We start from the raw sequence: 12,854 nt of genomic DNA, 5'->3' as shown, positions 1-12,854 counted from the left end.
ACCGGCAGGCAGGTCCCCGGTGACCGGCATATAGGGACGGCAAAGCCGGCTGAAAGACAAGCCGAGTGCAACCTGCGGCCGAGACGCCTATTTCTTCGCTATCTGCTTCTTCACCAGATCGATCTTGCGGTCGGTCAGCGGGATGGGGAGTGTATAGCCAGCATCGGTAAAGCCCTGCTTGGCGTTCTCGAAGAATTCGATCGCCTTTTGGTATTCGGCATTGCCACCGCCATAGCTGCCGCGGTTCCAGTGGACGTCGCCGAGATTGTTCTGCTCGAAGGCCCATTGCATCGGCTGGCTTTCGCGGGTGAAGACCTTGAGCGTTGCCTCGAAGGCGGCTTCGGCTTCGTCCAGATATTTGCCGGTGCGTTCGAGATTGCCTAGATTGATCAGGCTCATGCCGATGCCGTTCTGCGCGTTCGCCCAGTCGACGGGCGAGGTCTCGAAGGTCAGCACCTCCAGCGCTGCCCGGCGCGCGGCGATCGAAGCGGCCAGTTTGCGGGGATCGGCCTCGCTCATGCTCAGCCATTGCAGCGCCGAGCCTAGACCGGCCTGCGCCAGTGCCCATTGCCGCGGCGTCGTCTCGCGCTTGTATTCGCGAAGTGCATCGCGATAGGCCTCGATCGCCTCCTCGTAATGCACCGGCTTGTCGGTCACGCCGCCGAGCAGTTGCAGCGTGTTGCCGAGATTGTAGTGGGTCATCGCCCAGTCGAGCGGAAACTCCTTCTTGGTGTAGACGCGCCGTGCCGCCCGGTATGCGGCCGCCGATTGCTCAAGCCTGGCAGGATCGCGCGTGCGCTGGCCGAGCGTCTGGTAGATCGAGCCGAGATTGTTCTCCGCCGAAGCCCAATCCGTCGGAAAACGTTGGCGTGTGAATATGGTCAGCGCGTCGCCATAGGCGGCAGCCGCCTCTTCGAGCAGGCCGGTGCCGAGATCGAAACGGGCAGCACTGCTCAGCGCGTTACCCAGATTGAGACGGCTGCTCGCCCAGGAGAGCGGGAAGGTGTCGCGTGTGCGGATTTCGAGCGCGGCGCGGAATGCCGCGGCTGCCTCGTCGATTTTTGCCTTGTCGTTGCGTTGCGTGCCGAGAGACACCAGCGTGTTGCCGAGATTGTTCTGGACCATCGCCCACTGAACGGGCGCCTTTTCGCGCGTGTATTCTTCAAGCGCCAGCCGGTAGGCGGCCTCGGCCTCGGTCAGGCGCTCGCCGTCCGGTTCGCGCTCCGAAAGCGCGTAAAGCGCAAGGCCAAGGTTGCTTTGCGAGGCGGCCCAGTCCAGCGGGACTTTGTCGCGGGGCCGCTTCTCCAGCGTGGCGCGCATCGCCACCACCGCCTCATTCAGGCGTTTCGGGTCGCTCTCGCGTTCGCCGATCTTCAACAGCACATTGGCCAGGTTGTTCTGGGCCGCGGCCCAGTTGATGTCGTCCTTCTCGCGCTCGAACACGGCAAGCGAATCGCGAAAGATTTTCGCTGCCTCTTCCAGCCGGTCGGTTTCGCGCTCGCGCTCGCCGATCGTCTGCAGCACCACCGCCATGTTGTTGCGGGTGATCGCCCAGTCGCGGTTCTGCTCGCCATTGGGGATGAAGTTCAGGATGACGCGGTAGGCGTCGATAGCGTGCTGCAGCGCTTGCCTGTCGCCGGTGGCGTTGCCATGCGCGTTGAGCGCTTCCGCCTCCTGGTTCTTGTAGTTCCAGCGCAGCCTGTCGTCCCATCTCTCGACCAGCGAGAAGGCCTCGCCGTAGTCGTTGGCGGCCGACAGATAGTCGAAGACCAGCGCCGAAGCGTCGGCGCGCCTGGCATAGATCGCCGCGTCGGCAAGACGCTTCTGCCTGACCAGATCCTCTGCCCGATCGACCACGCCGCTGGCCTGCTCGACCCGGCCCACCGCCTGGTCGAGGAAGTTGCGCGCGGTGACGATGGCGCCCTGGCCGATCGCTTTGTCGGCCGAGGCGACGAGGCGGCTGATCTCGGGGTCGTCGGTGCGCAGCGCGTTGCGCTCGGAGATCATCTTCTTCAGGCGCTCGGCCTGCGCATCAAGCAGCTTTTGCAGGTCGGTGGGGTCCTCCGGCATCTTTTCGGTGCCGAGCGCCTTCAGCACGCCATAAAGCGCGTCGAGCGGCACGCCGTCCTGCAGCGAGGCCAGTTCGACCTGTGCCCGCTTGGGGTTCGGCAACTCGGCGATCGTCAGCAGCAATTGCCGCCGCTCGCCGGTGATCAGGTCGTCGTCGCCGGTCGGCTCCTGCGGTGCAACGCCGAAATAGAGCAGCCGGCGCAGGCTTTCATTGACCCATGGCCGCTGCCTTGCCTTGGTGTCGAGATAGACCTCCTCGGTCACCATGCGCATGACCGAGCCGAACTCGGTGCCCTTCATTGCCGCTAGGTGGCGCAGAAGTGCCGCTGCGTAGGGGCTGTTTTCGCCGACGATGCCGTCGAGTGCCGGCCGCCCCGGCTCGGCGGCAAAGCCGATCACCGTTCCCAGATTTTCCGTCGCGGTCGCGTTTGCCAGTGCCCTGGCACCGCGCACCGGCTCCAATCCGCCGGCGCTGATCGGGGAGGCCGAGGCCGTCGGCGCCCGGCGCAGCACCGCATCCGCCGGAAACGGGTTGGTGCGGCAGGCATCGAGCAACATGATCGTTACCGGCACGGTCGTCTTCAATTCGTCCATGACGGCGGAGATCGGCACCAGGGCCTGATCGGCGTCCTTCAATGAAGAAACGTCGGCGTCGACCGGCACCAGATAGTTTTCGCCGCCGGCCTCGATGCCGTGGCCGGAATAGTAGATCAAGGCGACGTCGGCGTCCTCTGCATCCTCGGCGAAACGCTCGAGGTCGCGCTTCAGCTTTGCCGTGTCGCGGTCGGTTACACTGCGCGCGTCGAAGCCGAGGTCGGTCAGCATCTTGGCGATGTCGCGGGCGTCGTTGGCGGGGTTGGGAAGAGCCGCTATGTGCTGGTATTTCGACTGGCCGACGATCAGCGCCACACCCTTGAGGCTCGCCGGCTCCGCGGCATGAGCCGAGGTCACCACGAGGCAAAGCATGGCGCCGACGAAAGCCGTCAGCCACGCCTGCTTGAAGAAGTGCTGATTTCCGACAAGGCCCATTCGCCGCGTGTCCCCCGACAACCCTGTATAGCGCTGGCATCCAACCATGAGCAAATTCGGGCAAGATCCGAGCGGCCGGATTGTTGGCCGGTACATTCGCGAGGGAAGGGCGATTGCGCCGCGCTCAGGGCTCGCCTATCACGGGAAAAATGTCTCCGCTTACCGAAACCGTCCTCTTCGTCTTCAGTCTCGTCGGGCTCGGCTATCTTGCCGGGTTGACCGGCTATTTGAAGCCGGCGAGCGGTGAGGGCGTATCCGAATTCGCCATCAACGTGGCAATGCCGCTTTTGCTGTTCCAGACCATGGTAAAGGCGGATTTCCACGGCGTTGCGCCGTGGTCGCTGTGGGGCGCCTATTTCGCGGCGGTCGCGCTCACATGGGCCGCCGGCCATCTGGTTGTTACGCGCATCTTCGGGCGGGACGCCCGCGCCGGCGTCGTCGGCGGCGTATCGTCGTCCTTCTCCAACGTCGTCCTGCTCGGCGCGCCCTTCATCATCGGCGTGTTCGGGCCGGCCGGGTTCGAAGTGCTGTCACTGCTCGTCTCCATTCACCTGCCGGTGATGATGATGGCCTCGATCATCCTGTTCGAGATGTTCGGCCGCGGCGGCAGCGAGCCTGTGCATCCGCTCCGCGTCGTCAGGAGCTTTCTCAGGAGGGTGTTTCTCAATCCGCTGATCATCGGCATACTGGCCGGGCTGGCGTGGCGCTTCACCGGTGCGCCACTGCCGGTGCTTGCGACGCGGCTGAGCGACGCGCTGGCCGGCACGGCCGCCCCGGTTGCACTGTTTGCCATGGGGCTCAGCTTGCGCCGCTTCGGCATCTCCGGCAACGTAAAGCCGGCGCTGGCGCTGTCGGCGCTGAAACTGTTCCTGATGCCGGCGCTGGTTCTCGGCCTGGTGTGGCTGATCGGCTTGCCGCCATTGACGGCCAAGGTGGCGGTCATGGTTGCGGCGCTGCCGTCCGGCATCAATTCCTATCTCATCGCGGTGCAGTTCAACACCGGCCAGGCGCTGGCGTCAAACCAGATGACCATCGCCACCGGCAGTGCGGTCGTGACCACGGCGTTTTGGCTGGCCGTGGTCGTCCATGTTTTTGGGTAGGGTATGTCGATATTCAGGTGATGCCGGCCTGCGAATGGCGGTTTCCTGCGCTTCCGGTACTCACGGACCCGAATGTCCGATCCGTTCCGGTTCTCGGAACCCACCCTTCTCGACTCGGCCTGACCTGAATCTCAACATACCCTGGAGCCTTGGCGGGATCGCTCTCGCTTTGGCTGGCCCAAACCCTATATGCCATCTTGTGATTGCTTGCGGGGCTTGCCCTGGGCTAAGAGCAGTGGCTCTAGCGATGCTATCGCGCACGTCCATTCACGAAATCAGCGACCGGCCCGCCAGGTGCCGAACGGAGGCGAGATCATGCTTCAGAAAACCAGCCATTTCATGCGGCAGGCCAATCTCATCAATGGCGAATGGGTGCAGGCCGATTCAGGCCAGACGATCGACGTCAACAATCCTGCCACCGGCCTCAAGATCGGCACAGTGCCGAAGTCGGGCAAGGCCGAGACCCGCCGCGCCATCGAAGCCGCCGACGCTGCTTTCCAGACATGGCGCAAGACCACCGCGCTCGAACGCTCGAAGCTGTTGCGCAAGCTGCACGACGCGATGATGGACAATCAGGACGTGCTGGCCGAACTGCTGACCATCGAGCAGGGCAAGTCGCTGTTCGAATCGAAGGGCGAGATCGGCTCGGCCGCGTCCTACATATTGTGGTTCGCCGAAGAGGGCCGCCGCACCTATGGCGACGTCGTTCCGTCGCCCTGGGCGGACCGCCGTATCCTGGTGACCAAGGAGCCGGTCGGCGTCATCGCCGCCATTACGCCGTGGAATTTCCCATCCTCGATGTTGGCCCGCAAGCTTGGCCCGGCGCTTGCCGCCGGCTGTACCGCCGTGGTCAAGCCCGCTTCGCAGACGCCTTATTCCGGCCTTGCCTGGGGCGCGCTTGCCGAGGAAGTCGGCTTCCCCAAAGGCGTAATCAATATCCTGACCGGCGCCGCCGGTGAGATCGGCGACGAGATCTGTGCCAACCCACTGGTCAAGAAGATCACCTTCACCGGCTCGACCGAGGTCGGCAAGATCCTGATCCAGAAGTCGTCGGTGACCGTCAAGAAAGTGTCGATGGAGCTCGGCGGCAATGCGCCGTTCATCGTCTTCGACGACGCCGACATCGAGCGGGCCGTCGCCGGCGCCATCACCGCCAAGTACCGCAATTCCGGCCAGACCTGCGTCTGCACCAACCGCTTCCTGGTGCAGGCCGGCATCTATGACCAGTTCGTCGAAAAGCTCGCTACTGCGAGCAACGGGCTGAAGGTCGGTTCCGGCCTCGAGGAGGGTGTCCAGCAGGGACCGCTAATCGATGAGAAGGCGGTGGAGAAGGTCGAGGAGCTGATTGCCGACGCTACTGCCAAAGGCGGCAAGGTCGTCGCCGGCGGCAAGCGCCACGCGCTCGGCGGCTCGTTCTTCCAGCCGACGGTGATCGCCAATGCCACGCCGAAAATGCGCTTCATGAAGGAAGAAATCTTCGGCCCGGTGGCGCCGGTATTCAAGTTCGAGACCGAGGAAGAGGCGGTGGCACTCGCGAACGACACCGAGTTTGGCCTGGCTTGCTATTTCTACACCGGCGATCTCGGCCGCGCCTTCCGGGTCATGGAAGGGCTGAAATACGGCATGGTCGGCGTCAATGAAGGGCTCATCACCACCCCTGAAGCGCCGTTCGGCGGCGTCAAGGAATCGGGCCTCGGCAAGGAAGGCGGCCATCAGGGCATCGAGGATTATCTCGACACCAAATATGTCTGCATCGGCGGACTTGGTCTCTAGAAACCTGATGCGGTAATACCGAGAACGACCCTGGGCCGCTTCGAAAGGCCAGGCTGGCATCGAGCAGCGAACTTGCGAGCATGGCAATGAAGGACGGCGAGGTTTTCGGCACGACGCAGGCGGGCGAGGCCGTCCGCCGCTTCACCATCCGTGGCGGCGGCCTCACCGCCAACATCATCGGGCTGGGTGCGATCATCCAGGATCTGCGTCTGGCCGGGCACGACGCGCCGCTGGTGCTCGGCTATGATCGTTTCGAGCACTATGAGACGGACACCGCCTTCTTCGGCACCGTCGTCGGGCGTTATGCCAACCGTATCCGCGACGGCCGCTTCACGCTCGCCGGCAAACGCTATCAGACCGAGCGCAATTTCCTCGAAAAGCACACGCTGCATGGCGGTTCGCAAGGTTTTTCGCGCCGGCCCTGGGCGGTTTCGCTGCATGGCAGGGATTTTGTCACGCTGACCCTGCACGACCCGGACGGCATGATGGGCTTTCCCGGCGCACTCGATGTGACCTGCACCTACCGGCTGAAGATCCCCGGCACGCTCAGCGTCGAACTGACCGCCACCTGCGAGGAGCCGACGCTCTGCAACCTCACCCAGCATTCCTATTTCAACCTGGATGACGGCGGCGCCGGCGACATTCTCGACCACCGGCTGATGCTGAATGCCGGGGCCTATCTTCCTGTCGACGCCGATCTGATCCCGACAGGCACGGTCAAGCCGGTCGACGGCACGCCTTTCGACTTTCGCCAGGCGCGGCCGCTGCGCATGGAGACCGAGGGCGAACAGCTCCCCTATGACCAGAATTTCTGCCTCGCCTCGACGCGCGGGCCGCTGAAACAGGCATCATGGGCGCAAGGCGCGAATTCCGGCGTCGAGATGGAGCTCTGGACCACGGAGCCGGGCGTCCAGCTCTATACCGGCCAATATCTGGCGCCGTCCTCGCCTGGATTGGGGGGGCGCCAGTACAAGGCCTTTTCAGGTTTCTGCCTGGAGCCGCAGATCTGGCCGGATGCGCCGAACCGGCCGTATTTCCCGCAAGCCACGCTGTGGCCCGGGCAGATCTATCATCACGTGACGGAATACCGGTTCAGGCTGCCTTAGGACGTGACTGCCGCTGCCGAAGCGTACGACTCGAGCGTCGCGAACATGCCCAGCGCAGCGCCTCGGGATGATAGTGTCCTGAAGGTTCTGCAAAAGCTCTGGAGAGAGAACAGCTCTTGGCCTGAGGCAAGAGGCTGCCATGGCACGCTGGTGACGTTTCGACCACCGATTCCCGTGGAAGGGGAGTGCCATGACCAATCGAGAAATAGGCTGAGCAGAGGGCGAGTTGAAAGCGTTGCTGTCGTCGGATGAGGACGGCTTTCGCAAGGTCTTGCAGATTGTGGTGCAGGAGGCTTTGGAGGCCGAGATGACGCAGGCCATCCAGGAACTTACCAAGAGCAATCAGTAACGCACTTCGTCGACCCGCAAACCGGCTTGAATGTCATTCGCGATAGTTCAGGAAATCTCCTGTCTTGATGGAAGCTCAGTCCCAAGCAGTTAGAATATGTCTTGACGACCGGAAAACTGGGAGGCGAACTATGAGCAGCGTATCTGGCGAATACCGTGCGTTGGTTGAAACTTTTCTCGCAGGGGAAATAGATGCTCCTAAGTTGGTAGAAATTTACTTAAAGAAATTTAAGGATGAGACGCGAGCCATCCCAGAGCAGGAGTTTAAGGTGATAGATGAGATCTTTGCTGGCATTGACTCATATACTTCCGATATCAGCTTGATTAGAGAGAATCCTAGATTCTATCTTGACGAAGCGCAACTGAGAGTAAAAGTTGCGGAGGCCCTAGACCGGCTCCCATAGGCTTACCGGCTGCCCGGCGGACACGCCAACGTCATCGCTGAATGCAACGCCATTTTTGCAGAGCTTGACGCACACAACTCTCGAGATCCCTAGTCTGCGGCAGAGCTTCAGCCATCTGGCGGGTATCTCAGAACCGGCTGGAGCGTTCTTTCGGCTGAGGCGACTTCAAGCCCTGACAGGAGCATGCCGGATCAGCAGGAAGTCGCGCGGCGGTCTCCAGCGCGACCCGCGAGGCTGTCATTGAGAGATTGGGCAGCACGTCCTCCTGCAGCAATTTCTGGCGATTGCGATCCATATAGTCGTTGAAGCCCGCCGTCACGAACGCGCAAGGCACGAAACACGCGCCGATCTCGCGCGACAGGGTCGCCTCAGGGGCGATGGAATGGTTGAGTACATCCGCCCCCATGCCCCGATACGCCAAGGCTTCGGCTGGCGTTGTCAGCCGGGGCCCATAACAGTGGGCAGCCACCAACTGCTGTTCGATGCCATAAACGCGGCATTCGGCTGGCCAATGACGGCGGGCCGTTTCGACCAGAACCGCCGCACATCTTGGACACACGATTTGCTTGCCCGAACAGTCAAAGCTCTGGCGGTCAGGCAACAGTGAAAACGGGGTCTGCGTCAGTTCGATGATGTCGGCGGTCACCACCATGTCGCCCGGCTGGATCGCCTTGTTGACGGCGCCAACCGTCGAGCAGGCGAGAACTTGCCGTACACCCGCCCGCATCAATACCCAGAACGCGCGGCGATGGCAGGAATGGTCGATACGGTCGCGGGGATTGCCGTGCGAATACATGCACAGCGCGCGTTTTGCTCTCCCTTCCGCGGTGATCGACGCATCGAACTCGAGCAGCTTCCAGTTGTCGGTGCGACCGAAAGGTGTTTCAAAACTCATGTCGCGCCGCAAGGTACGCACACCATCGAATTCGACATCTTCCGGGAAGGCAAGCCCCCAGTTTGCCGACCCGGTGATGATGGCCAACCCTACCTGAGGGATGTCCGTCGAATGATCCGTCAGATCGTCGGCTGCATGGTAATTGGTGGGCATGTTTCCAGTCTCGGTCAGGATTTTTGGCGAAGGGTCACAATCAGGACCACGGCCACGACGATGACGGTCCACAATGTCGAGATCGCCGCAATGGTCGGATCGATCTGATCGCGCAGCGACAGGAACATAAGCTTCGGCATCGTGCTATTGCGACCACTTGCGATGAAGATCGAAATCACCGACTCGTCGAGCGAAGTCAGGAACGCCATCAATGTCGCTGACAGCAAGCTGATCCGAAGTTGCGGAACGATGATTCCGCCAATGGACCTGGCCCAGTTTGCACCGAGGCTGCGCGCCGCCTGAACCTGGTTCCAGTCAAAGCGGGCGAGAGCGGGTAGCAACACAATGCAGGCGACCGGAACGGCCAGCACCACATGTCCGACCAGCACACCGAATAGCGTTCCGATCAGATGTTGTGCGGCCAACACAAAGAAGAGACCGATCGCAAGCAGGATACCTGGGGTGATCGAGGGGGTCAGCAGGACGCTCTGGATGGCCGTAGCGGTCTTTCCGCCCAGCCGATTCATTGAAATGCAGGCGAGCAGCGCGAAGGGTACCGCGATCAACGCCGTCAACGTCCCAAGGATCAAACTCGTTCTGAGCGCGGCCATCCACGTTGCCGAGCCGAAGAAGTTCTCGTACCAGCGCAACGAGTAGGCGTGCGGCGGAAACTCGAGGAGATTCGACGCCGAAAAGGAAAGCGGCACCACCACGAGCGTCGGCAGCATCAGAAATGCCATGACAAGAGCGGCAAAGCTCCAGAGCAAAATGCGGGCGAGCCTGTTTTGCGGATAGGCTTCAAGCATGGGAGGCTTCCACGGTGTTCTGGGCCACCATACGGCGTGCCGCCAGCAACATCACACCGATCAGCGACATAAGAACGAGGAGCAGAATGCCCAGGACGCTTGCCGACCCCCAGTCCTGAAAGGTCGATAGTGTACGCTCGATCCGGGTAGAGAGCGGATTTACCTTGCCGCCGCCAAGCACCGCCGGCGTGATGAAAAAACCTATGGCGTAGATGAGGACGATGATCGAACCCGAGAAGATGCCGCCCGCCGAAAGCGGCATAATGACTGTGCGGATGACCTGCCTGAGAGTGGCTCCCATGCTCGCAGCCGCGCGAATGAGATTTGGGTCGATATCGCGCATCGCAGCATAAACAGGCAGCAGAAAAAGTGGCAGCATGTAGTGCACCATGCCGATGAGCGTTCCCGTGAAGTTGTAGACCAGCGGCAATGGCTCCGCCGTCAGGCCTGAACCGGTCAAAGCCGCGTTGATCAGGCCGTCGCGCCGCAAGAGCACGAGCCAACCATAGGTACGCACCAGAATAGAGGTCCACAGCGGCAGCATGACGAACGCCATGAGCACGTTGGCCAGCCTTGGTCTGACGCTGGCCAGAGCCAGCGCCAGAGGAGTGCCGAGGAGAATGCAGGCCGCCACCGTACCCAAGGACAGTTCGAGGGTCGTGACGAGCGCCGACCACGTCAGTCCGCTCGAAAGGACCTTCTCGTAGTTGCCGACGGTGTACTCACCCCCGGTGGTCAGGAAGGATTGCCGGATGATCCAAAGGATGGGCAGTATCGCCGCCAGTCCAACGATGAACAGCGCCGGGAGCGAAAGTGAAAGAAAAAACCGCCGCTCGCGCCGCGCATCCGCCGCGAGCGCCGGGTCCCGGACGACGGTCACGCCATCGCTCCCGGTATCGCGTGAACCTTCGCTGCCGGTGCATATGCGGTCATCCGCTGACCGGCGGCAAGCTCGGCGCAGCCGCCGGCCAGCGCTGCCGGAATGCAGACAAGAACCTCTTGCCCGCCGTCAAGCGCCAGCGTCAAAAGCCAGTTCTCGCCGCGGAACGCTTTGGCGCGCAGTATTCCTTCGAGAGCCACTCCGTCTCCCCCGACGAGCTTCGCATCAAGATGGAAGCTTTCGGCGCGGATCATCAGAGTTTCGCGTGATGCTTCGGCGCCGTCGATTCTGCGCGCTGAGCCCGGGGCCACAATGTTGGCCTCGCCCATGAACTCCGCGACGAAGCGGGTCGATGGACGATCATAAATCCGCTGCGGCGTATCTATCTGCTGGATGCGGCCAGAATTCATCACCGCAATCCGGTCAGACGTAATCAGCGCTTCGCGCTGGTCGTGGGTTACATAGATCGTGGTGATCCGTAGATGATCATGCAGACGCCGGATCTCATACTGCATGGTCTCGCGCAGGTTCTTGTCGAGCGCCGACAGCGGCTCGTCCATCAACATCACGCGCGGTTCGAAGACGATAGCCCGCGCCAATGCCACCCGTTGACGTTGGCCGCCGGATAGTGCGGCAATATTGCGCTCCGCCAGACCATCCAGCTTCACGCGGGCCAAGGTATCAAGCGCCCGCTGACGCGCCTCCGCTCTCGGTACCTTGCGCAGCACCAGCGGATACGCGACGTTCGCCAGGACATTCATGTGGGGAAACAAGGCGTAATTCTGGAATACTATGCCGATGTCTCGTTTGTTGGGCGGCAGGCGGGTGATGTCTCGATCGCCCAAGAAAAGTTTACCGGAATCCGGCCGGACAAAACCGGCCAGAGCCATGAGTAACGTGGTCTTGCCCGATCCCGATGGCCCTAGCAGCGTGAGGAATTCGCCAGCCTGAATGTCGAGCGAAACATCATCCAGTGCGACGTAGGACCCATAAGCCTTGTGCACGCTTTCGATGGTGATCGCGAGCGACTTCATGATGTGCTCCAGCCTTAAAGCGCGTCGCGTTCGACCGGCTTCACGCGACGCGCTTTAGGTTCTTGTTTTCATGCATGTCGTTGTCGCGCGCTGCACATTTTTGCGCGACATGCGTCAGAGCTGAGAGTCAGCGAGCCATCATTTCATCGAAGGCTCTTTGGGCAGCCTCGCCATTCTTGACCCACCATTCTGAATTGGAAAACACCGAAGTGCCAGCATTTTCAGGCGCGGTCGCTAGGGTCTTCAGACGGTCCTCGGGAATAAGGCCACCCTCATATGCCGCAGGATTGACTGGGCCGTAGGCAATGAAATCGGTCAGCTTGGCAACCCGCGCGGGCTGCGTCATCGCTGCGATGAGCTTCATCGCGGCTTCCTTGTTCGGCGCTCCCTTCGGCACCCCAAGACAGTCCGTGCCGATGACCGAACCCTTGAACGTGTAGTCAGCCGCGCCGCCATCTGCTTTCACGGTTTGGGCGCGTCCGTTCCAGGTAATGACCAAATCCGCCTCACCGTCTTTCAGCAACTGCGCGGACTGGGCGCCCGAGGTCCACCACACGGCGACATCTGGTTTGATCGCTTCAAGCCGCTTGATGGCGCGCTCTAGCCCTTCCGGGGTGCTGAGCACGGAATAGACGTCCGCCGGTGCCACGCCATCGGAGAGAAGCGCGATCTCGATCGAGTCTTGCGCATTGGCGCGCAACGCGCGACGGCCAGAAAATTTGGCAACATCCCAGAATTCCGCCCACGTCTTCGGCGGGTTCTCGCCATAGGTCTTGGTGTTCCACGACATGACGGTGCCATAGGAGTCAAACGGATAGCAGTAGTCGGACTTCGCACCCTCCGGCACGGATTTCGGATCGATGATCTTGTAGTCGAGCGGCTCCAGCAGCGATTGTGCGGCCGCCTGGGCACCTTCCGGCGAACCCAGGTGAATGACGTCGGTCGTGACCGCACCCGAGGTGACCTGCATCTTCAAGGCGGCCAGGCCGTCGCTTAGGGTCTCCTCGCGGACATCATAGCCAAGCTCTTTTGCAGCCGGGCCCCACATGGCCTCCTTCATGGCGTTACCATAATCCCCACCTGCGGTCGTGATGGTGACCGTCTGCGCATGAACGGGCAGGGCAGCCGAGATTGCGAATGCTGTTAAGGAAATGCGTAGCCAGGACATAGGTTCTCCTCCCCAACTTTATCAAACATCGCTCAAAAGAGCCATTATTTTGTAATCGTAACGTTACGATTGCATCTCAATGCACTGG

Annotated in this window: 11 protein-coding genes; 5 read left to right on the top strand and 6 right to left on the bottom strand. The window is 61.6% G+C overall.

The genetic code is table 11. The annotated features are described in order from the left end of the window. Positions 1-87: 87 nt before the first annotated feature. Positions 88-3,099 carry a caspase family protein gene (locus NKH42_RS17125; protein WP_352505777.1) on the bottom strand — a complete coding sequence of 1,004 codons (3,012 nt, stop codon included), beginning with the start codon at positions 3,097-3,099 and terminating at the stop codon, positions 88-90. A gap of 149 nt (positions 3,100-3,248) precedes the next feature. Here NKH42_RS17125 and NKH42_RS17120 point away from each other — a divergent pair, with 149 nt between their 5' ends. The 5 genes from NKH42_RS17120 to NKH42_RS17100 all read left to right on the top strand — a co-directional run bounded on the left by NKH42_RS17120 (position 3,249) and on the right by NKH42_RS17100 (position 7,830). Then, positions 3,249-4,199, top strand: a complete 951-nt coding sequence (locus tag NKH42_RS17120; RefSeq protein ID WP_352751340.1) for an AEC family transporter — start codon at positions 3,249-3,251, stop codon at positions 4,197-4,199. Between the two features lie 315 nt (positions 4,200-4,514). Continuing rightward, positions 4,515-5,972, top strand: coding sequence for an NAD-dependent succinate-semialdehyde dehydrogenase (locus NKH42_RS17115; protein ID WP_352751338.1), 1,458 nt, complete (start codon positions 4,515-4,517; stop codon positions 5,970-5,972). A gap of 80 nt (positions 5,973-6,052) precedes the next feature. Further along, positions 6,053-7,078, top strand: a complete 1,026-nt coding sequence (locus NKH42_RS17110) for an aldose epimerase family protein (RefSeq protein ID WP_352751336.1) — start codon at positions 6,053-6,055, stop codon at positions 7,076-7,078. Between the two features lie 226 nt (positions 7,079-7,304). Beyond that, positions 7,305-7,427, top strand: a complete 123-nt coding sequence (locus NKH42_RS17105; RefSeq protein ID WP_352505781.1) for a hypothetical protein — start codon at positions 7,305-7,307, stop codon at positions 7,425-7,427. 130 nt (positions 7,428-7,557) lie between these two features. Continuing rightward, the gene (locus NKH42_RS17100) at positions 7,558-7,830 is read left to right on the top strand and encodes a colicin immunity domain-containing protein (RefSeq protein ID WP_352753435.1); all 273 of its coding nucleotides are present in this window, start codon (positions 7,558-7,560) and stop codon (positions 7,828-7,830) included. Between the two features lie 127 nt (positions 7,831-7,957). Here the strand turns inward: NKH42_RS17100 and NKH42_RS17095 are convergent, their stop codons facing one another. From NKH42_RS17095 to NKH42_RS17075, 5 genes are all read right to left on the bottom strand, one after another. Then, a complete protein-coding gene (locus NKH42_RS17095; RefSeq protein WP_352751332.1) occupies positions 7,958-8,878 on the bottom strand; it encodes a phosphorylase family protein in 921 nt (306 codons plus the stop codon). 14 nt (positions 8,879-8,892) lie between these two features. Beyond that, positions 8,893-9,684 (bottom strand): ABC transporter permease, encoded by a 792-nt coding sequence (locus NKH42_RS17090; protein ID WP_352505784.1) that lies wholly within the window; start codon positions 9,682-9,684, stop codon positions 8,893-8,895. After that, on the bottom strand, positions 9,677-10,564 hold the full coding sequence (locus NKH42_RS17085) for an ABC transporter permease (protein WP_352505785.1): 888 nt from the start codon (positions 10,562-10,564) through the stop codon (positions 9,677-9,679). The genes NKH42_RS17090 and NKH42_RS17085 overlap by 8 nt, the downstream gene beginning before the upstream one ends. Next, positions 10,561-11,598 (bottom strand): ABC transporter ATP-binding protein, encoded by a 1,038-nt coding sequence (locus tag NKH42_RS17080; RefSeq protein WP_352688195.1) that lies wholly within the window; start codon positions 11,596-11,598, stop codon positions 10,561-10,563. Before NKH42_RS17080 ends, NKH42_RS17085 begins: the two co-directional genes overlap by 4 nt. Before the next feature lie 127 nt (positions 11,599-11,725). After that, positions 11,726-12,766 (bottom strand): ABC transporter substrate-binding protein, encoded by a 1,041-nt coding sequence (locus tag NKH42_RS17075; protein ID WP_023676450.1) that lies wholly within the window; start codon positions 12,764-12,766, stop codon positions 11,726-11,728. Positions 12,767-12,854: the final 88 nt, after the last annotated feature.

This window comes from Mesorhizobium sp. M1142 (assembly GCF_040318565.1).
GTDB lineage: Bacteria > Pseudomonadota > Alphaproteobacteria > Rhizobiales > Rhizobiaceae > Mesorhizobium.
This window is presented reverse-complemented; position numbering and strand designations above follow the sequence as displayed.

Bases quoted from the DNA above. Each gene is read 5' to 3' on its own strand.
- NKH42_RS17125 (WP_352505777.1), bottom strand. From the start codon at position 3,099: ATGGGCCTTGTCGGAAATCAGCACTTCTTCAAGCAGGCGTGGCTGACG.
- NKH42_RS17120 (WP_352751340.1), top strand. From the start codon at position 3,249: ATGTCTCCGCTTACCGAAACCGTCCTCTTCGTCTTCAGTCTCGTCGGG.
- NKH42_RS17115 (WP_352751338.1), top strand. From the start codon at position 4,515: ATGCTTCAGAAAACCAGCCATTTCATGCGGCAGGCCAATCTCATCAAT.
- NKH42_RS17110 (WP_352751336.1), top strand. From the start codon at position 6,053: ATGGCAATGAAGGACGGCGAGGTTTTCGGCACGACGCAGGCGGGCGAG.
- NKH42_RS17100 (WP_352753435.1), top strand. From the start codon at position 7,558: ATGAGCAGCGTATCTGGCGAATACCGTGCGTTGGTTGAAACTTTTCTC.
- NKH42_RS17095 (WP_352751332.1), bottom strand. From the start codon at position 8,878: ATGCCCACCAATTACCATGCAGCCGACGATCTGACGGATCATTCGACG.
- NKH42_RS17090 (WP_352505784.1), bottom strand. From the start codon at position 9,684: ATGCTTGAAGCCTATCCGCAAAACAGGCTCGCCCGCATTTTGCTCTGG.
- NKH42_RS17080 (WP_352688195.1), bottom strand. From the start codon at position 11,598: ATGAAGTCGCTCGCGATCACCATCGAAAGCGTGCACAAGGCTTATGGG.
- NKH42_RS17075 (WP_023676450.1), bottom strand. From the start codon at position 12,766: ATGTCCTGGCTACGCATTTCCTTAACAGCATTCGCAATCTCGGCTGCC.